A 21,231-nucleotide genomic window follows, 5' to 3' on the forward strand; every position below is an offset into this window, starting at 1 on the left:
ATGCTCAGAAAAACAAATCCGCAAAAAAGGAATCTGCTTATTTTTGCATTGCTTACAGCTGGACTTACCCAACTTCATGCACAGCAGCAACAGGTGAAAGGCGCTGTTCAAAATGAAAAGGGCGAGTTCCTCCCTGGTGTCAGCGTAAAAGCTATTCAGGTCAATGGAGGCTCTAGTGTGATCACCAGTACGAATAGCCAGGGACTATTCCATTTTCAGAATTTAGTGGAACATGTTGGTTATCAATTTGTGTTTTCGGCTGTCGGATTTCAGTCCGATACGCTTTCGGGTTATGTCATTGAAGCGAGAAAACCGTTGTCCCTGAATGTAAAGCTTCAGCGAGGCTTGGTTAAATTGGATGAAGTTGTGATTGGTTATGGTCGTGTGTCCAGAAAAGATCTGACAAGCTCGATCACCAGTGTTAAAGCGGAAGATGCGAATGTTGGTGTATTTACCTCACCAGCACAGATGCTGCAGGGTAAAGTTGCGGGGCTAACCATTTCGACAAATAACAGTAACCCCAATGCCACGCCTTCTATTAGCCTAAGAGGTGCTTCAACCTTACGCAGCGGTGAAGCGATGGAACCTTATTATGTAATCGATGGTGTCCCGGGCGCATCGCTGGCCTTGGTGGCGCCAGATGATATTGCCTCGATCGACGTGCTGCGCGATGCCTCAGCGACCGCAATTTATGGCTCAAAAGCGGCCAATGGCGTTATTATTGTCACAACTAAGCGCGGGAAATCAGGGCAGACCAACATCAATTACAACGGTTATCTGGCGATCGATAAGGTGGCTAAGCATTATGAGATGATGAATGCTGCGCAATATAGGTCCTATGTCAATGATAATGGGTTTTCGATGGAACCAACGGACGACCTGGGGGCAGATACCGATTGGCAAAGAACGGTGGAGCGGACAGGGGTATCGAACAACCATAATATATCCATTCTTGGCGGTGCAGAAAAAACACAGTATAGCATTAGTCTCAATACCATCAAAAACAATGGGGTTATCAAAGGGACAGATATGGGGCGTCAGATTGCTCGAGCATTTTTGCAGACCAAGGCACTTAATGACCGGTTGACGGCGTCTTTCAATATCAACGCAAGTATCACCAAGCAGAATGATGTACTCGCTTTGGATCAGGGACTCAGTGTATATGATGCAATGTATTATTACCTGCCTGTATCGCCGATCCGAAATGCCGATGGCTCCTGGTTTGAAAAACCCGACCGTTCGCAATATGCCAATCCACTTTCCTTAATTGAGGAGAATACAAATTTTTCTAAAACAAAGGTCCTTCAGGCACATGCCAAACTGGGCTATGAGATCTTGCCCGGGCTGACCTATAATATTGATCTTTCGATGCAAAATAGGCAGTTCAACAACGCGCAATACTACGCGATGTCTTCAATGGCTGCACGTGGCCAAAATGGCAAATCTATCCGTGCCGCAGTAGAAGATGAACGGAAAGTGATGGAAATGAACCTGAGCTATGAAAAGACATTTGCCGGAAAGCACAAAGTAGCTGCACTGGCCGGTTATTCATGGGAGGAGAACAACAATAACGATGGCTTTCAATTGACGACCTCCGATTATTATAACGATGATTTAAGTTACTATAACCCTGGGATGGCGAATGTAGTTGATTTGTTGGGCTTTGGGAACTATTATCTTTCCACCTTGCGTATGATATCTGTTTATGGCCGGGTGAATTATGCTTATAACAGTAAATATCTGCTACAGGCGACCGTAAGACGTGATGGATCTTCGGCTTTTGGGTCCAACAATCGTTGGGCGACATTCCCTTCGGTGTCTGCAGCATGGCGCCTGTCGGAGGAATCATTCATCCGTGAAAGCGGAATTTTTGATGATTTGAAGTTACGTGCGGGTTATGGTGTGAGCGGCAACTCGCTGGGTTTTGATGCTTTTACTGCGCAGTCTGTTCGCGGTGCCTCATCCAAGTTTTTCGATTATGTCAGTGCCGATGGTCAGGTAAGCCCATTGCGCACTTTGATGGTGCTTCGCAATAGTAACCCGAACCTCAAATGGGAAACCACCAGCATGATTAATCTAGGCTTGGATTTCGGGTTGCTGAAAAATCGCCTGACAGGATCTTTGGAGGTCTATAAAAAGAAAACAAGTGACCTGATTTATGATTATCAGGTAAGCAAATCGAAATATATCTATCCGACATTGACGGCCAACGTCGGGGAAATTGAAAACCGCGGGATCGAGCTTACTTTAAATGCAAAGGCGATCGATAAAGAACATTTCAAATGGAATACCGGCTTGGTGCTATCGCACAATACCAATAAGGTGGTGAGCATTGCTAACGAGCAGTTTACCCAGGATTATATCGAATTGTCGGATCTAGGTGGGGCTGGACAGACCAATGTTTTTCAGCAGAGGCTGACACCAGGAGCGCCTATCGGTCAGTTTTATACCTGGGAATGGGCAGGCTACAACGATGAAGGCGTGTCGGTATTTTATGTTCATGATGAGAAGACTGGAGAACGTACCGGCGAAACGACCACCACACCACAGAAGAAAGATCAGGCTGTGACGGGAAGTCCACAACCCAAGTTGACATTGGGTTGGAACAATAGTTTTTCGTATAAGAATTTTTCTTTAAACGGAATGTTTCAAGGTGCTTTTGGACAGAAAATTATGAATGCTACCCGAGCGCGTAATTCCAACGTTGTCGGTAACGCAGGACAGAAAAACGTGCTTGCGAGTGTCGTGGAAACCGAGCGCATGACGGATATCAATGCGCATTACCTATCCGATCGTTACCTGGAAAATGGAAGCTACCTGCGTTTGGCTTATGTTACGTTGGCCTATACGATACCGATGAAAAATATACCGATTAAAAATCTAAGGGTATATGCAACGATGAATAACGTGTTTGTACTGACGAAGTATAAAGGAATTGATCCCGAGGTGGGCTTGGGAGGCTTGACACCGGGAATCGATAACCGCCAGACCTACCCACGCACACGTACGTTTATGTTTGGCCTTAATTTTAATTTATAAGACAGCGCTGTGGGATGGAAAACTTCTTATCGAAACAATCCTGTTGACATAAATGGAGTATGCCACACGGCCTATAGAACAAGAAATAATTTATATGAAACCAACACTATTTATTCGCTTATTTACTTTATCAGCATTGAGTTTTTCGCTGGGATCTTGTACCGATCTGGATGTTGATATAAAATCACAGCTGACGGAATTTCCAGATTCGGAACGTGCAGCTGAGGCAATTCTTGCTGATGTATATGCAGCTTACCGTGGCGCAATGGGGCGCGATCATTGGATGGCCCAAACACTCTCAGCAGATGAGGCCGTGAGTGTTTCCATGGGGACAGACTGGTTTGATGGCGGCCGATACCGTGAATTTCATGTGCACAATTGGAATGCCGACAACGGCCTCTTACCAAGTATCTGGAACGATGCTTCCACTGGAATAACCTTAGCCAATAATGCCATTGAATTATTTGGGGAAGATAAAGAAAAGCTGACGGCACCCGCCCGTGCCATCCGTGCTTATTATTATTTTATACTGATGGATAATTTTGGTGCTGCACCGTTGATCACAGGGCCTGTTGATGCCGTTCCTGCACGTTCAAGCCGTGCTGAAATTTGCCGTTTTATTGAGACCGAATTGCTTGCGGTGAAGGACTTGCTGCCGACCACAGTTTCTGTAGCAACCTATGGAAAAGCAACGAAATATATGGCCGAAGCATTACTGGCCAAGTTGTATCTCAACTGGGCTGTTTATACGGCTGCGGATGTAGCCAATTACAATCCAAGTGCACAAAATGAAAAATTAAATGATGTAGTTGCGATGTGCGATCAGATTATTTCCTCGGGACAGTTTAATCTGACAAGTCACAAGTTTATGGCCAAATTTCGCCCCGATAATGGTTATCAGGTAAAGGATTTTATTTTCGCCATACCTTACGATCGCGAAAAACAACAGGGTATGACCTATTCACGCTTTTGGATACATCGCAGTGCGCAGAATCAGTTTGCCACACTACCTCAAAGTGTTGGGGGAACTTTTCGTGTATTACCAAGCTATTTGGAGAAATTTAATCTGGAAGGCGACGAAAGGAATGCTTCATATATCGGTGGTAAGCAATATTATTGGTCAAATTATGTAGAAGATAAGACTCGTCCTTTTCTGATCAGAACTTCCAAACGCGGCATAGATCAGGATTATAATGCTGCAGATGCAGATGCGCAGTTTGATTGGCAGCTGGAGACCACGAAAGAAATTACGTTGCGTTCGGATGGCGCGGCCACGCTCAATGTGGGTAATGACCAAAAGGGGCGCTCGATGGGGTACAGATCCATTAAGTTTTATATGGACGTAGCCGTTACCTCAGCCAATCAGCGGAATCAGAGCAACGATGTACCGGTATTTCGCTATGCCGATATCCTGTTGATGAAAGCGGAGGCTATACTCCGTGGGGCTGCTGCCACCAGTGGTCAGACTGCACAATCCCTGGTTAATCAGATCCGTACCTATGTCAATGCACCTGTACTCACGGCAGCCCCAGATCTGCAAGATGTATTGGATGAGCGTGCAAGGGAGTTTGCCGACGAGTCCTGGCGTAGAAATGATCTGATCCGTTACGGAAAATTTGAAGATAACTGGGGATTCCGATCGCTGTATCCTGCCGGGATGAGCGAGAAGTTCCGTCGTATTTTTCCCGTACCAACAACTGTATTAAACGTAAACACCCACTGGCAACAGAATCCTGGTTATTAAAATCTATTGATGAAACGCAGAACTTTTATGAAAAATTCCCTGGGCACGGCGATTACAGCCGGCCTGGGCGGAATTACGCTCAGCAGCTTCGGCCTGACAAAACCCACGCAACTTGAAAGCGAAGATATACGACAGCATTTAAAGCCCAAAGATGCTTATGATCTTCATTTTATGGCTGTAGGCGACTGGGGACGCAACGGTGCTGACCATCAGTTGGCCGTAGCAGGACAGATGGGCCAATGGGCCGATCAGCACCCCAATGACTTTATCATTTCTACCGGTGATAATTTTTACCCCTCCGGCGTGGTCAGTGAGCATGATCCCTTGTGGCATTATTCGTTTGAAAATATCTATACCGCATTTTCGCTGCAATGGGACTGGTATCCCATTTTGGGAAACCACGATTATAAATCAGATCCCGATGCGCAGGTGCGCTATAGCGGTATCAGCAGGCGCTGGAAGATGCCTTCGCGTTATTACAGCAAGACATTTGCGCTCAAGGATGGGGAAAAGGTCCTGATGGCTTTTATCGATACCAACCCGATGATTCCTGAATTTTACAGTAACAGCGAGTATGGGCCACATGTTGCGGGACAGCAACCCGAGAAACAGCTCGCCTGGCTGGATCAGCTACTGGAAAATTCGGATGCACATTGGAAAATTGTTATCGGCCACCATCCCTTGTATACGGCAGGACCGCGTACAACGAATTATGACACGCTGGCCGTGCGAAAGGTCCTGGAATCTATTTTTGAAAAGCGGGAAGTTGATATATACCTTTCTGGACATGAGCATTCCCTGCAGCATTTGAAAGTTGAAGGCAAGAAGTTTCATCAGTTTATCTCGGGAGCAGGATCCGAAGTAACCCCGGTGAAAACAGATTTACCGTATGGCCGTTTTGCGAAAGATCAATACGGGTTTTTCTATTTCTCGGTCAATAGTGGAGAAATTGCTTGTCAGGTTATCAGTCATGAGGGTATAGAGCTGTATCGGACGGTGGTTACAAAAGTATAACCCAGATTCGTACCTGCTTCGTACCTTATTCGGATGCGATACAGATATTGTACAGGTACTGAACAGATATCGTCCAGACCCTGAACAGGAATTATCTGTTCGGAAGCTGGTCAATAATGGTTGCAAGTCTGTCCATCTCCGAAGGTGGTACGAACACAATACGAAGACAATATGAAGACATTAGCGTTCGAGATAAAAAACACACAGGCTAGCCTGCGTTAAAAAAGAAGCCTTCATCGGACGCCTTTTTTGAGCGTTAGATGAAGGCTTCATATTTTTGTGTTAAATAGATATGCTGCAGGACTTAGCTGCGAAAAAGAACACAGCGAGCCATACAAGTCCTTTGGCCAGAAAGAAGAGGAATGCTCCAATTCCGGCGCGCTTAAGCCATTTTGATTTGTAATCTTTTTGCTCCATTTAAGGAATTAAACACTATCGCACTTGTTTTAGTTTGCACTGGCAATAGGAGTGAATACTTCGCCAAAGTTATAAAAAGTTTGGTTAGCAATCTCTACTGCGCGGTCATAAGTTGACGGATCTTCGGAATATTTGTTTAATACTGTTGTAAAACCAGCCCACATGTCACGGCTATTTTCGCCATAACCTTCAAAGAAAGAAGTTCCTTTGGTAACGCCATATTTATTGAGCATCTGCACGATGTACGGACCACCCATGATGGAACCTTCTAAGACATATAATGATGCAAGTGCTTCCTGTACATTAGTTACTGCTGGAGCAGTTGCCTCCGGAAGGTTATCTACAGTGCCACCCAAAGCTTCGATATCGCTTTTGATGTACGATGAATTACGGCGTTCGGCCAAATCTGGCAATACTTCGGCAGTAACGAAAGGAGCAATGCGATCTTCTACGGCACGGAAATATGCATAAAAGCCTTTCAATACTTCTGCGTAATCTGCTTCAGAACGAATATTTTTCAATTGGCGCACGATCGTTCCTTCTACGTTTTGGTGAGCTGCGTGCGTTTGCTCTTTGATATGTTGACTTAACATGTTCTTATTTTTATTTATAACGATTCTATACAAAGATTCGTATTTATTTCCACAAATTTATGCTGTTTTCTGCTTTATCATCTATGAAAAATGGTTTTAATTTAAACAAGAGTATGACAAAATCCAGCTGCAATAAGTTTCTTACTTTAATTTGAAATTTGTTTTGAGTAGCAAATTTTCATTTGCTGGCATCGAAAAATAAGTCACGGATGAAATTGCTGTGAGATTTTCGTCTTTTGTAATGTCCTTTAGGGCTGCTGCAAGCCAGGCCTCCTTCGGATCCCCGGGATGGCGGGAGGTTTCCAGCGGAGCTAAAGGCAGGTCGACTGGGATCCCATCAAAATAATCCGACCAACCATCGGCGTTCCGGATGAGAAATGAAGCCAGGTAAATATCGAAGGCTCCTACACGTATGGAAAAAAATCCGACGGGTTTGCCAAAGGTCTGCTGACCGATGAGTCGCAGGGGAAGATAGGGTTTGAAGCTGCTAATCAAAAGCTCACTAGCCGAAGCTGTACGTTCAGAGACAATACAGGATAACTGCTGCAAAGAATTGAAATGTCCCTTTTTGATAAAATAATGCGTATTGGCTTTTTCACTATAATCCACATCGGCGAGGGTGGCAGGGCGTCCTTTGTATTGGACCACTTTGCCATTGGCATCCAGATAAGGTTGTTTAAGGAGTAGTTTTGCCTTGCCTTGCTGTACATTCGGATGAAATTGCTCGCTGAACATAACTTTTTTATCCAGTTTGGCTGGGCTAATGAGGTTGGCTAAATACTCTGCGGTTTCCACATAACCGCCACCGTTATGACGTAGATCGAGGATGAGATGAGTAACTTGCTTTTGAGCCAGTTCGGCTGCAAGCTGATCCAGTTCGGCCTTCACTGTCTGGAGCTGGGGAAAAGAGGGGAGATAAACATAAGCAATCCGTTTGTTTCCCGCAGACCAGTAGGAAAGGTGTGTAGCATACCTGTAGGGTGTTTCTATGCTAGCCATATGACAACTACTTTTATTGTCGTTACGACGACGCTCCAAATATGAATATTTGGGTTTATTGGGGATGGTCGACAATTCGTAGGGTCTATCTTTCTTGTGTAAAGCGTATTGGCTGAGGGCAAAAAGTGCCCGCTCATAAGCCGTTTGTTCGGGGTCTATCTGTGTATATTTCGTCCGCGGATCAAATGTGGTATATGAAGGGAGTGATTCCTGCCAGCGGTATAGCTGTTTGGCATATAGGTAGATTGAGTCGAGCGTCAATTCTTTTTTTGTTCCTGTTTTTGGACTAATAAATTTATCGGGCAGAGTTGTTGTTTTACTGCCGTTCTGACAAGCTGTTGTAGCAGTTATTGTAACTAATAGACCAACTATTTTGCGGATTCGACTCATTATTTGATGCGCATTTTGTTCCTCATCCTTGTAGTTGATTCGCTACAAAATGGATAATTATCTGAAATTTAATACTTTTTTATTTAATATAAAAGCCTAATTTTGTGCCAATTTATTTAATTTTTGATGCCTCCGCTACTGTGGAGCACTCAAAATGTCCCAAAGGTATCCCCTTTGGGATTTTTTATTTTAGGGCAATACAGGTCGTTCTGTTTTGTTTGGTACACTGGATAAACTCTCCAAAAAAGCCAAGATATTTTCCTGTTCTTTACTGCTTAATCGGACATTTTGAATATGCGGCGATAAGGTGCCATTGATCTGTTGTCCTGTCTTTTGGGGCATGCCCTGACTCAGCAGGTTAATCAGTTCACCTAAGCTCGAAATACTGCCATTGTGCAGGTAGGGTGCAGTATGGATCACATTGCGCAGACCCGGCGTGCGAAATTTACCTTTGTCTGTTTCCAGTCCTGTTGCTTCAAAGCGACCATTGTCCAAGGCACCTTTGCTGGTAACAGCATAGCCCAGGTTATGAAAATCGAGATCGGTAAAGAAGGCACCATTATGGCAGTTGATGCATTTCCCTTTTGTGCGAAACAGATGGAGGCCTTCGAGCTGTGCATCGTTTAATGCCTGGTAATCTCCTTGGATAAAACGGTCAAAGGCGGTTTCACCACTGCTAATTGATCTTGAATACGCTGCTATGGCATCTAGCAATCCTTCGACGCTCATCGTCTGGCTCGAGTAAGCCGCCTCATATAAACGAAGGTAGCCTGGTATAGCTTGCAGCTTAGCGGGTAAAGCAGTCGTATTTCCGCCCATTTCGATGGGGGAGTTGATGGCTTCGGCAATCTGCTCTCGATAAGTCATTGCGCGGCCGTCGTGGAAGAGTTTGCCTTCCAGGTACCAGACATTTTCCATGGAAGGTGTATTGCGGTGATGCAGTGCGATACCATCTGCCGTTGTTTTTTGGTCGATCCAGTAGGTGTCCGGATTATGACATGAAGCGCAAGTCTTCATGCCATTACCGGTGCGGGGGTCGAAAAATAAGGCTTTTCCAAGTGCTACAAGCTCGGCCTTATCTTTAGATGGGTTTTCGGGTAAAGCGGCCAGTTCACGTACCTTGATATTGTTGTACCAAGTGGCAGCTGGCCATTGCGTTACCGATTTACTATATTGTTGGCGTAAGGTTTCTTCAGGCAAAGTAGGAGCTGTAGGCTCTTCTGGGACAGAAGCGCTCTTGCTGCAACTGCATACTGCTAGTGCCGCGAAACATGCTGTGATTAAAGGTTTTGTACGATTGCGAAAATATGCGGTCAAAAATATCTTAGGCAAGGTGTTAATTAATTTAAAGAGATGTTAAAATTGCCTTCTGATAATAAGTTTCCGTTTTTATCCATCATCTTCAAGGATTTAATTGCGTTTCCCTGTACAGATACGGGAATGGATAGCTTTATCGTCATCGTCGCAACATCAAAGACTACATTGTTGATAGTATATTCGTTATTGAGGTTATCAATCGCTATAAAATGGTCAAAATCTGCCTTGAAATAAAGTTCATAAGTCTCTTTACTGTTTATGTTCAGCACCAGGTCGCCGCCCTTTTTGCCAGTATAATCCTGCCATTTTATGACATTGTATAATGTTGGTAAGAATACCTCAAAAACATCGGTGAGTTTCGTGTAACGTCCGGAGATCAGTTTGATGTGGTATTTGCCTGGTTTGAGATCTTCTGGAGTATTAAATTGTGCAATGAAAGATGTTGGAGGTTGAGAAAAAGAAAGTAAGGTCTCTTTTCCATCCTTATCGACCAGATAGCCCTTGGTTTGGTTCTCTTCCGGGAGGATATTTTCTCCTCGTACTACCAAATCCTCATTTTTTGGGTGACTAAGGTAATATTTACCTTCTAGAAGATTCATTTTTGCCTGTACTAGGGGCTGGTTGTACTGGAATACCAATGTATAATTTTTGCTGGAACCATCTTGTGCCCGTACGGTATAGGTAATAGGTTTTTCGGATTGCAACTGTATGGCAGTACCCGAAGCCGGCGTAATAGTCGCTAAATCCGAAACTTTAATCGTCGGTGTAATGCTTTCGGGTTGATTCACTAATGGAGGCCAATATAGGATAATCTGGTCATCTACAATACTTGCCGATAAGGTTTTGCCGTCAGCATCCTGAATACTAAAAGATTCGATGTCATTGTAGGGCAGGCTTGGGTATTCAGTTTTACAGGACCAGCATGTTATTGCTAGCATAAAAATAGCTAGGAATTGAAGGATATGTATTTGTTTTTTCAAAAATGAGTGTTGCATAATTTTTTTGGTTAAAAAAATCGTTATGCGGATGTTAATTAGGCTAAAAAGATTCGCAACCCATCCACCAGGTTGCGGAATCTTTTATTCATCAAATAGGAAAGACTATAATGCCTTAACTTCGATATTCACATCTGCTTTTACTTCTAATCCAGTAATATTTCTTTGACTGACATTGCTGAAGTTAAGTAGTTTGACTGCATATTTAGCACCAGTTACATCACCCACCAATACGGTAAGATCCGAAACGGCTACATTACCATGGCTATCTAAGTCATATTCATACCATTCGTTATTACCTTGTGATGTCACAGGAGTAGCACTAGCCCAATCTCCGGCTGCAACGGAAGAGATGTCTTTTGTTATAGTTCTGATTGAATAGCCAGAATTTGCTTTGATCGATCCATTCACATGGCTAAAGAATGCAACCTGACCAGAGCTACTCAGGCTTTGCGCTCCGGTTGAAAGGTCTACATAGACTGCCGGCCAAGTTGCCGCTGCCGAAGGACTCCACCATTGACCTACTACAGTGTAGTTGCTGTTTGCTTTAGCCTGGTTTAAAGCCAAAGGAGCTGTTGCTGATTCTGTTGTTGGGGCTGCTGCCCATACTGCTGCCGATAGCATAGTCACGGCCATCGCTGATTTTAAGATAGTTTTGATGTTTGAGTTCATGTTGAGATCTTCTCTTGTTTTAATTTATTTAATTTTGATGCCACCATGGCATCTCGTGGATGTCTGTTTAGGATTCTGTTATCGTACTAGGATTTTGCTCCGTTTTTACCACATCGGCCCAGTCTTTAAATTGGAATTTGACCTGTACCTTTTCAAATGTTCCCGTCGGAAGATCTGCAGGTAATGAAACTGTCATTTCAGTTCTCGTGTGCGACTTGATAATCAATGGATAATCTTTGCCATTGAGTGTCATAATAACAGCTGTCGGATCTAAAATCACTTTGTCCAAGTTGGCTGTAATGGTCCAGTCTTTATTTTTTGCCAAATTTAGTCCCAATAAGCTAATATATACATCGGGTTGGCGATACGTAATCTTGAGCGGATTGGCCAAAATAATGGCGTGGTTTAGATTGGTGACCTCAACATCATAAGTTCCTGCCAAAATATCGGATGGAATGCGGTTTTCCCGTTCGGTACCCGTATAGCTTAATTGGTATCCAATCCCCGATACTTTTAAGCTATTGGGCGTTGCCATTTGATACCGTTTTTTCGTTTCTTGATTAATTAGCGCAATACTTACCAATGCAGGATTGGTATGCATAAACGTTCCATTTATCGCTGGAAAACCAGTGCCGGGCCCTTTTGTAAGTGAAATGGACGATGTAGAGGCGAAAGCGGCTTCAAAAGATGGTGTACTTTGTAGTTCAATCTTTAAGCTATAAGTTCTAGTGGTACCTGTAGCGGACTTTACGGTATACGTCTGGTTCTTTTCATCTGTTTTAACAGGTAAAATTTCTTCGGCTATACTGGCTCCATTGGAGAGTTTAATGCTCGGATCTATCACCAATAGCCCATAGTAGTAAGGGACATATACCGTAATGGTATTGGCCTCATTGTCTACGGCTCCATAAATAACTTCGTCATTGGGGAGGTTGGTGACTTTGTATTCCAGTATTTTGTCTGCTGGAAGTAAGGCTAATTCTTCCGTTTTGGTGCAGCGGGTTAGTAGCAATCCTACAAAAAGGAAGCTTAAAATGCTGTATAATCTTTTCATGTTAGTTTAGTGTCTAAAAAGTGCGCTATACTTATTTTTTTAGTTAGTGATTGTAAATTTGGTACTACCAGCTTTAGCAAGTACATATTGGAATGTAAAGAATGGTGTTGGTGAATCTTTAAACCAATCTTTTGGGTCCAATAGGTCTTTGTAGATACTCTGCATTTTAATCTTGGCATAGTTTCCTTGTGCCGTACGAACAATTATTGTATGCCCCTCAATTGGATAAGCAACGTGTTTTTTGTTTTCAGCACCACCGCCTTTGAACGTACCGTAAAAATCATACAGATACCAGCCCAAGCCTTCACCAAAATCGCCGGAATTATCAGTACCGTAAGCTTTTTCACCTTTACGGAACTCCGCATCTAAAGGGATATCGATGACATCTTCAAATTTTTTCTCGACAATCAAGATACCGCCTTTGCCTGGGCCGCCTTTACCAAATCCGTTTGCTGTGTTGTTGCAGTTGATAAAGCTGCGGAACAAACCCGAAAAGGACATATCCCAACGGACGGTACCGACGTAGTCGGAAGTAATAGCTTTGTTCTGCTCTAAGCTGTAATATATTGGTGACTGCTCTGTTGTAGGTGCACTTCCAGCAGGTAAGTATTCGCCAAAATTCTTAACAGTAATCAAGCGGTTGAACATAGCTTCTGGTGCAACAGGATCTGGTTCAGGCTCTACTACTGTGGGCTCGCTTTTGCTACAGGCCCCCAACACAATTAAAAATGCCAATACCGGTATGAATTTTAATAGGTTGCTGCGTTTCTTTATTTTCATTGTTACTAGTTTTTTTGTGTTAGTTGATACCTTGTCCCTTTTCTATACATTTAGTAGGGTTGTTAGTATGTTATTTTTATTTAAATTTATTCTAAATAATGGTAAAGATAAAATCTATTGCTGATAAAGTGTGTATGAAAATTGGTATTTAATATATTTTTTTCGGTTTTTGATTTTTGGTTAACAAAAGCAGCTGGAATTTTAACCAGCTACTATGCTGATACTATTTAAATTCTTGGTAATCGATGGAGTAGAAAACATAATTATCTGACGCAATTGCTTTATTAGGCGTTTCATCCGAGTATACGTTATTGACTCTAAATTTAAAATATGGCTTTCCATCTTTTGAAAGAATAAACGTACGGTCCTTAACAGCTATAACATGGTGTGTAGTCGTATTATAACCTGCCCATCCAATACCAGTAGAACCTATTACAATTCCAGCTTTGTTGTCGGTCAATGCTACAAATTGATCAGCTGAATTGACGGTCTCATAAGCCTTATCTATATAGGATAGTGTAAATGATTTCGTGGTGTTTGCAATCACATCCATGACGCGTTGTTGCGCTATAAGAGTCAATGGAGCATCAGTCGTTTGTAGTCCATCGTTCTCTTTAAAATCAAAATAATAGGTTTGCGCAGCAGTTGTTGTTGCTTTTCCATCTTCATCGATTGTAAATTGTTTGAAGTTACGAAGTGAATAGGTATTGCCTGTACGCTTGATTGTTCCTTGTGTATTGATGGTTTTGGAAACCTTTGTTAAATCAACAGTTTCACCGTCTTTGACCATAACCTTAGCTTGGTATTCCGGCTCGACTTGCTCCACCTTATCATCATCCTTGCTACAAGAAGTAAAACCTAAACTCAATGCACATAATAGTGCTGCCGTTGTAAATAATCTATTCATCTTTAATTTAATTGTGTAATTTTTACTTATTATAATGTGTTTGTATTTAAATCTTTGCTGCCATCCTGCTGTACATAATATTTAAATGTATAGTATGGGGCAGGCCAATTGAGGTTGGTTACCGCCGCTGGATTTCCCTTATAGGCATTGATCAGCTGTAATTTGGCATATTTGCCATCGGGTAAGCGAATCGCATAGGTACGATTGGGGAGCGCCTGCATAATATGGGTGCTCAAACTATAGCGAAACCAGCCATCCGAACCATCTGTTGCTGCCCAGCCAATTTTGTTTACTTCACTTTTATTAAACTCTTCATCCGAAGGGGCTACAGTGACACTCTGATAGGCTTGTCGCAGTAAAACCACAGCGGTATTATTTGCCTGGCCGCCATAACCCGGATTGTATTCATGCTGGGAGTTGTTCACATAGATCTCTGAATTATAAGGACCTGTAAAGGCAATATCCCAATCTTTTGTTTTAAGCCACTGCGCAGAATCGGCTTTGGTATTAACCCATATTTGCTTTTGATCTTTAAAACGAAAAAGAAATATAAAAAATGGTCTTTGCTCTTTTCCTTCAGTACCTTCGCCCATGGCTGCATCGGTATCGCCAGCAAGATCTTTGATCAAGGTACTTTTGCCATCTTCTAATCCGATCGTATAGTCTCTGTCTTTCCCACAGGATACGATTGTCAATAATAATAGTGCTGAAAAAATACAATGGCCAATCTTGTGAAAGGAAAGCCAGATGCTACACTCTCCAATAATCATGCGAATCGTTCTCATCTTTTATCTTGTACTTGGTGTGCTAAATTCTTGTTCATTAGTCCTTATTATTCTTTTATCCAACGGTAGCTCACGCCGCCCATGATAACCCTCCCAGGTTGCCCGAGTAAATAGCGGCTTGTAAAATTGAAGAGATTGTCACCGATCAGACGCAGTGTCAATCTGCGGTTCATCAGACTCTTTTCTACCGTCATATTCACCAGTGTGTGATAGGGGATAAAGATGTCATATTTGTCGATAAACTGGTTGCCATTATATTCCTGAAAAGGTGTAGCACTTCTGAAATTGACACGCGCATTGACATTGACGCCCCAGGGTTTATATTCATATTGGGCTTTTGCATTGAACATGTGTCTCGAACGGTCCTCAATACCCCAATAATCCGATTTTTTACTCTGGCGATATTCGCCCGTAGCGGGATCGTTGATCTGGTTGTAGGGATAACTGCCTTTGGCAATACTATCCAAAACACTCAGGTCTTTGGCAATCAAGTATTGATAGCCCATCGACAATTGCAGATCTTTGGTCGCCTGATAGGTCAATGAAACTTCAAAACCCTTATTCATGGCTTTGGGCAGGTTGCGGTAGCTATAGATCTGTGCTACTTTGGTCCCGTTACCCACACTGACTGTGTTGATCTGATTGTTGATCCGATGGTAGAAGACCGAGAAATCGGCCTGAAATCTATTGGACGGACTCCAGGTAAGTCCAATATTGTTTGAAATGCTGGTTTCGGCTTTGAGATTACCCGCTACCAAATTGAGCATATAGCTGTTTTTATAACTCAGTTCTCCGGCTTGATCCATGGCTGCAATCACATCGGCTACGCGCTCTGAACCGACGACCAAATAGTTGGCTGCTGGATTGAAAAAGACCTGATAGCGCATCTTATAGTCGGGTGCCTTAAATCCTGCTCCGATACCACCTTTGATCAAAAGCTTAGGGCTGACATGGTATTGTATACCCAAACTTGGACTCAGATGGCCATTGTAGACATTGGTCTGATCGTAGCGTAGACCCAGCGTCGTCAATAAGCGGTCTACAGGTTTCCATTCGGTCTGCAAATAGGCGAATGCGCTGTTCAAAGAGCGCTTGGCATCCAGATCCCGGTTGTCCATCAGTTCAAGACTACCACCTATACCACCGGTAAGTTTAACCTGCTGTGCGGGGCTATACGCAAATTGCTGTTCAATGCGGTGTACATTCTGACCAAATTGCTCGGCACTTGCAACAATACCTTGTTGCAACCATTGTGCGGCAATCTGGGAGTGGAAACGCGAGAAATAGTAACGCGTCATACTGCGCAGTCCCGACTCGAAATTATGGTCGTAACTCGCCGAAAGATTGATGTCCTGATCTTTTTGTTTATCCTGTAGTGTGGCCGATTCGGACCATGCATTGATCATTTCAGATTCTCGGGCTGCATAACGCCCTGTAACGCCCAAAGTGCCATTTTTGCTTGTACGATAACGTAGTCGCCCCTGGAAACTATAGTTGGTATAGGGTGGAAAAGTGGTGCTCTTGGAGTCCAGGTATTGCTTGTCGGTATTAAAACCATCCGTGCGGTAGTAATTGCTTGAAAACACTGCGCTGCCGCGCTGATTAGAAAAAGGTGTCTCAGCTTCCAAAGTGGCATCGACGGTATTGAGACTGCCGTAAAGAAACGATGCCTGTGCCTGTGGTGTGATAGCACCATGGCGTGTAATGATATTGATTGCACCACCTAATGCGTCACTGCCGTATAAGCAGGAGGAAGCTCCCTTGATGATCTCGATACGCTCAATATTGGTCACCGAAATACGGGACAGGTCAAAGTTGCCACTGTTGCGCCCCAGCATAGGTTGCCCATCTACCAGAACCATCACGTAGTTGCTGCTGAATCCCTGGATCTGTACACCGACGGCTCTGGAGCCCCCGGCAATATCGTTGACGATGGCGATGCCGGTCTGTTCTTTTAAAACTTCATCCAGACGACGGCTTCCCATAAGCTCGATCTCGCGCTTGGTGATGACCTTGACGGGCATGGCGGCATTTTCGGCCTTAACGAGATTGTCGACAGCCTGCACTTTACCCTGCACATCAACTACATCCATCTGCCGTTCTTCAGCTTTTAACACAATGGTCAATTGCTGATTTTTGTCATCCAAATCGATAACTTGACGGTACTGTTGATAACCCATGGCCTGTACCTGTAATTCGTAGCGCCCCGCATAGAGCTGGGAGAATTGAAATCTCCCAGCAGTATCTGTTTTAAAAGCATATTTATCTGGATAAAGATAGATAGTCGCATTGGCGACGCCTTTATTGGATTCGTTTTTCAATACACCGGAGATTTTCCATTTTTCCTGTGCTTGCACAGTGTAGATCTGGCAGGCGCAAAGGGCGATCAGTGTGCTTGTTCGAATAGGTGAGCTGCTTTTAAACACTATTTTTATTTTTAATAATTCTAAATAATGTTACAAAAAAAGGTAATCCTTTTGGATTTTTCTCTATGCAAAATGTCATAAATTCTATTTAATCCGTTTTTTATGGAGTGAAAAGTAGTTTGGATTTAGTTATATGTTGCTGTTTATTAAAGGTTTGTCAGGCTTTTTATGTTGAGGTATGCTGTTTTAAAAAAAATAATATAATTTGTATTTAGACTGATTATTGATTTGTTTTGTACTCAAGTTGAACGGCGAGAGGTAAAACCATTCCTGGTGATCCGCTATCGCCATAGTGGAGATAAAGAATTACAATGAGTAGATTTTATGTTGTTATACTGTGTTTTTTGATGCAAATCGGTGGATGGGCAAGGGCACAGCAGAGAATCATTACGTTAAACAGTTCGTTGACCGAAACGATCTATGGACTGGGAATAGGTGAGCACATGGTCGCTACCGATGTGACAAGTATATCGCCCAAAGCAGCGGCGGCCTTGCCGAGGGTAAGCAAGAACCGTTCGGTATCGGCCGAAGGTTTATTATCTTTTAAGCCAAGCATCGTTATTGCGAATGAAGGCGATGTATCCAAATCGGTCATTCAGCAAATCCGTGCGGCTGGTGTGAAGTTTGTCTCCATTAAACCAAACTATTCTGTTCCGGGGGCACTTCGTTACATCCAGGAAGTCGCAGATGCCGTCGGTGAATCTGCTGCCGGTAAAAATCTGGTTTCCCGCACGAAAGTAAGCTTGGATCATACCATGGAATTAGTAAAGAAGGAAAATCAGGGTAAAGCAGCACCCAAAGTATTGTTTTTATATGCCCGTGGTACGGGTACCATGAGTGTAGCGGGTAAAGGTAGTAGCCTGGATGCGATGATTAATCTGGCTGGTGGTAAAAACGCGGTTCAAGAATTTTCGGATTTCAAACCCTACACAACGGAAGCACTGGTGCAGGCCAATCCAGATATTGTGTTGCTATTTGATTTTGGCGCAAGTAGTCTTGGGGGGCAAGATGCTATCCTTAAATTGCCGGGGATGCGTATCACGAATGCAGGTAAAAACGAACGTATCTTGGTGATGAATGCCTCGCTGCTGGTCAATTTCAGTAATCGGCTGCCAGACGCTATCTTAGCATTACACCGTGGTTTTGGAAAAGTAATGGATTCAAAATAAAGCCGGTGCAAAAGAAGCAGAAATTTATACTATTGGCTTTGGGCCTGGTATTGGTTGTTGTCAGTATCGTTGCCTTGGGGATGGGGGCTTATCATATTCCGTCCGCTGATATCTTAACGATGTTGATGCAAAAATTGCACTTGGGGAGTGCCAGCAGTGTGCCTGATATGCAAGGAGATGTTCTTTTTGAGATTCGTATGCCGCGTCTTTTGCTCGGACTTTTGGTAGGTGCAGCGCTTGGTATATCCGGTGCTGCAATCCAAGGTATATTCCGTAATCCGCTGGCTGAACCAGGACTGATTGGGATTTCGTCAGGAGCGTCTCTTTTTGCGGTATTGATCATTGCCTTTGAGACTTTCCTCTTTACTTCATTATCTGCCTGGATCGGTTATTATTTATTGGCTTTTGGTGCGTTTGTGGGGGCGGGTTTAACAGCCTTTCTCGTTTACCGTATTGCAAGCAAGAACGGGCGCCCCAATGTAACCACCATGTTATTGGCGGGGATTGCTATTAATGCATTTGCGGGGGCGCTAACAGGTTTGATTACTTATCTGTCTACAGAACAGCAGTTGCGTACCATCACTTTCTGGATGCTGGGCAGTTTGGGCGGTGCTACTTGGAATAACTTAACGGCTTTGGCACCATTTATTTTGATCCCCATATTGATATTGCCCTTTTTTGGTAAGTCGCTAAATGCTTTTGCATTGGGGGAACTGCAGGCAGATCTATTGGGGATGCGCACGGACCGTGTCAAACGATGGGTTGTCATCCTCTCCACATTAGCAGTGGGAGCTTCTGTTGCCGTATCGGGTATCATTGGTTTTGTGGGATTGATTGTTCCACATACTGTTCGCCTGATGGGCGGAGCGGATCATCGTTTTGTCCTTCCGGGTTCACTTCTGTTGGGGGCACTGGTGTTGACATTGGCAGACGTGATTGCCCGGGTCGCCGTGGCACCCATCGAATTGCCCATCGGCGTGATTACAGCATTACTGGGTACACCTGTATTCTTGTATATTTTAATAAAAGATAAATAGCCTTTTGGCAGAAGCTTAAAAAATAATCGCATTATGCTACGTGTAGAGAAGATCAACTATGAAGTGAACGGACGAAAGCTCCTGAAGGATATTACCTTTCAGGTGCGCAAAGGTGAAGTTCTAGCAATTCTAGGAGCCAATGGCGCGGGTAAATCTACGCTGATGGGGGTGCTTTGTGGTGAAAAGAAGCCTGATTCGGGAGCTGTTCATCTTAATGGAAGGGCTTTATCGACATATGACCCAGCGACGCTCTCTAAATGCAGGGCGCTGTTGAGCCAGCAGCAGCAGATGACGCTAAGCTTTAACGTGAAGGAAATTGTGCTGATGGGAAGGTATCCGCATTACAAGAATACACCGAAGGAACATGACTATAGTGTCGTTGCGGAAACCATGAAGCTTTGTGGGGTGTCGGCTTTCGCTGAGCGGGATTTTCTGAGCTTATCGGGTGGCGAACAGCAGCGTGTCCATCTTGCACGCATCTTGGCACAGGTCTGGGACAATCCGGATTCACTGCTGTTATTGGATGAGCCAATCTCTGCCCTCGATTTACACTATCAGCAGAAAGTCCTTGCGATAGCCCGTGCGCTTGCCCGTAAAGGATTTATGGTAGTGCTGATTGTGCATGATGTCAATTTTGCGGCAATGTATGCCGATCGTATCCTCATGCTAAAAAATGGGCGTAAGCTTTTTCATGGAACGCCTGTAGAGGTGCTCGCCAAAAAGGAAATTTATACCATCTTTTCGGTGGAATCAAACGTCATTATGAATCCAAGAACACTGAAACCGTATGTTCAGTTGGAGGAAATGGATATTGACTTGGATTAACCGTATTATTTAGAAAGATTATAAATAATTTTAGAATACCATCTTATTTCGTTAATTTTAACTGCTTCAGGCTTATTTAGGATTTGTAATCATGTTGGTGAAAAGTAAAATAGTAGAGTTGGCAGATTGGCTTTTTGAAGAAGAAATTCCGGACGGCTATGTTCCCGACAAACCTTTGGTCGAAAATAGAATATCCATATCCAAGGATCCCGTCCATATGGAGAATTTTCAGCTATCCACTTCAGGGTTGTTTATCCTGCATTCAAAGATGCAGTTTGATCGGCCAGTGCAAGTGCTTACGGAGATTGAAGGGGAGACTATCACGAGTCAGTTTATATTTTTTAAGCCGACGGACAGCAAATTACCTTATGGGATGAGCAGGCATAATATCCGCTATATTCCTTCGGTTAAATCCATTCATGAGGTAGAGCCTGGGATCGAATATACCTACTTTATAGCCGTTATATCCAAGGAATACTATCTCAATCTGATTAAACGTGACTCTCTGTTGCACCAACAATTTATGCACGAGATCGAAAAGGGAGAGTATGCATCTTTCTCGGAAGAGGACCTGATAGCAACCTACGAGATGCAGCATACCATAGCTGAATTGATTGAATCCAAAAAAAAAGGTGAGATCCGCCGATTGCATACCGAGTCGCGTATTGTAGAATTATTAATGTACCAATTTGAGCAATATAACGAGAAGAAGGAAAGTAGTAACTCCTTATTCCACGAAGAGGATGTGCAACGCTTGGAGATGGCTAGGCAAATCTTAGAACAACGCATTGCGAATCCACCAACCCAAAAGGAACTCGCCGCAGAGGTACTCACCAGTGAGAGTAAACTCCGAAAAGATTTTAAAGAGTATTTCTCTGTTACTATCCACGATTACCTTATACGCGTACGAATGGAAAAGGCCAAAAGCTATCTTTTGGAAGACAAAATGACAGTTTACGAGGTTGCATTGTTAACTGGCTATGGCCATCAGAATAACTTTAGCAGTGCTTTTAAAAAATATTACGGGATCTCGCCCGGCGAGCTCAAAATCTAATTAAATTTTTCTTG

General features: G+C 43.4%; 17 protein-coding genes. 7 read left to right on the plus strand and 10 right to left on the minus strand.

Annotated features, from left to right (window positions below):
* The 3 genes from B3E00_RS00605 to B3E00_RS00615 all read left to right on the plus strand — a co-directional run bounded on the left by B3E00_RS00605 (position 1) and on the right by B3E00_RS00615 (position 5,797).
* Positions 1 to 3,039: a SusC/RagA family TonB-linked outer membrane protein gene (locus tag B3E00_RS00605; protein WP_293887389.1), complete on the plus strand. Its 3,039-nt coding sequence runs from the start codon at positions 1 to 3 to the stop codon at positions 3,037 to 3,039.
* A gap of 94 nt (positions 3,040 to 3,133) precedes the next feature.
* Positions 3,134 to 4,783, plus strand: coding sequence for a RagB/SusD family nutrient uptake outer membrane protein (locus B3E00_RS00610; RefSeq protein WP_293881316.1), 1,650 nt, complete (start codon positions 3,134 to 3,136; stop codon positions 4,781 to 4,783).
* A 9-nt stretch (positions 4,784 to 4,792) separates the two neighbouring features.
* Positions 4,793 to 5,797: a metallophosphoesterase gene (locus B3E00_RS00615; RefSeq protein ID WP_293936243.1), complete on the plus strand. Its 1,005-nt coding sequence runs from the start codon at positions 4,793 to 4,795 to the stop codon at positions 5,795 to 5,797.
* 446 nt (positions 5,798 to 6,243) lie between these two features.
* Here B3E00_RS00615 and B3E00_RS00620 read toward each other — a convergent pair whose 3' ends face one another.
* From B3E00_RS00620 to B3E00_RS00665, 10 genes are all read right to left on the minus strand, one after another.
* Positions 6,244 to 6,807: a biliverdin-producing heme oxygenase gene (locus B3E00_RS00620; protein WP_293936245.1), complete on the minus strand. Its 564-nt coding sequence runs from the start codon at positions 6,805 to 6,807 to the stop codon at positions 6,244 to 6,246.
* Between the two features lie 141 nt (positions 6,808 to 6,948).
* Positions 6,949 to 8,196 (minus strand): S41 family peptidase, encoded by a 1,248-nt coding sequence (locus tag B3E00_RS00625; protein ID WP_293936247.1) that lies wholly within the window; start codon positions 8,194 to 8,196, stop codon positions 6,949 to 6,951.
* A 189-nt stretch (positions 8,197 to 8,385) separates the two neighbouring features.
* A complete protein-coding gene (locus B3E00_RS00630) occupies positions 8,386 to 9,528 on the minus strand; it encodes a cytochrome-c peroxidase (protein ID WP_293936248.1) in 1,143 nt (380 codons plus the stop codon).
* An 8-nt stretch (positions 9,529 to 9,536) separates the two neighbouring features.
* The gene (locus B3E00_RS00635) at positions 9,537 to 10,451 is read right to left on the minus strand and encodes a hypothetical protein (RefSeq protein WP_293936250.1); all 915 of its coding nucleotides are present in this window, start codon (positions 10,449 to 10,451) and stop codon (positions 9,537 to 9,539) included.
* A 162-nt stretch (positions 10,452 to 10,613) separates the two neighbouring features.
* A complete protein-coding gene (locus B3E00_RS00640) occupies positions 10,614 to 11,180 on the minus strand; it encodes a hypothetical protein (RefSeq protein WP_293936252.1) in 567 nt (188 codons plus the stop codon).
* A 67-nt stretch (positions 11,181 to 11,247) separates the two neighbouring features.
* Positions 11,248 to 12,234 (minus strand): hypothetical protein, encoded by a 987-nt coding sequence (locus B3E00_RS00645; RefSeq protein WP_293936253.1) that lies wholly within the window; start codon positions 12,232 to 12,234, stop codon positions 11,248 to 11,250.
* 39 nt (positions 12,235 to 12,273) lie between these two features.
* A complete protein-coding gene (locus B3E00_RS00650) occupies positions 12,274 to 13,014 on the minus strand; it encodes an HmuY family protein (RefSeq protein ID WP_293936255.1) in 741 nt (246 codons plus the stop codon).
* 223 nt (positions 13,015 to 13,237) lie between these two features.
* Positions 13,238 to 13,921 carry a hypothetical protein gene (locus B3E00_RS00655; protein WP_293936257.1) on the minus strand — a complete coding sequence of 228 codons (684 nt, stop codon included), beginning with the start codon at positions 13,919 to 13,921 and terminating at the stop codon, positions 13,238 to 13,240.
* 29 nt (positions 13,922 to 13,950) lie between these two features.
* Positions 13,951 to 14,706 carry an HmuY family protein gene (locus tag B3E00_RS00660; protein ID WP_293936259.1) on the minus strand — a complete coding sequence of 252 codons (756 nt, stop codon included), beginning with the start codon at positions 14,704 to 14,706 and terminating at the stop codon, positions 13,951 to 13,953.
* 47 nt (positions 14,707 to 14,753) lie between these two features.
* The gene (locus tag B3E00_RS00665) at positions 14,754 to 17,132 is read right to left on the minus strand and encodes a TonB-dependent receptor (RefSeq protein ID WP_293936262.1); all 2,379 of its coding nucleotides are present in this window, start codon (positions 17,130 to 17,132) and stop codon (positions 14,754 to 14,756) included.
* Between the two features lie 311 nt (positions 17,133 to 17,443).
* On the opposite strand from B3E00_RS00665, the gene B3E00_RS00670 reads away from it, so the two are divergent.
* The 4 genes from B3E00_RS00670 (at position 17,444) to B3E00_RS00685 (ending at position 21,217) form a co-directional block, all read left to right on the plus strand.
* The gene (locus B3E00_RS00670) at positions 17,444 to 18,301 is read left to right on the plus strand and encodes a heme/hemin ABC transporter substrate-binding protein (protein ID WP_293936264.1); all 858 of its coding nucleotides are present in this window, start codon (positions 17,444 to 17,446) and stop codon (positions 18,299 to 18,301) included.
* 5 nt (positions 18,302 to 18,306) lie between these two features.
* Entirely contained in the window at positions 18,307 to 19,338 is a 1,032-nt protein-coding gene (locus B3E00_RS00675) for a FecCD family ABC transporter permease (RefSeq protein ID WP_293936266.1), read from the plus strand.
* A gap of 33 nt (positions 19,339 to 19,371) precedes the next feature.
* Positions 19,372 to 20,163: a heme ABC transporter ATP-binding protein gene (locus B3E00_RS00680; protein WP_293936268.1), complete on the plus strand. Its 792-nt coding sequence runs from the start codon at positions 19,372 to 19,374 to the stop codon at positions 20,161 to 20,163.
* Between the two features lie 91 nt (positions 20,164 to 20,254).
* On the plus strand, positions 20,255 to 21,217 hold the full coding sequence (locus B3E00_RS00685) for a helix-turn-helix transcriptional regulator (RefSeq protein WP_293936270.1): 963 nt from the start codon (positions 20,255 to 20,257) through the stop codon (positions 21,215 to 21,217).
* Positions 21,218 to 21,231 lie beyond the last annotated feature (14 nt).

The organism is Sphingobacterium sp. UBA5996 (assembly GCF_002429765.1).
GTDB lineage: Bacteria > Bacteroidota > Bacteroidia > Sphingobacteriales > Sphingobacteriaceae > Sphingobacterium.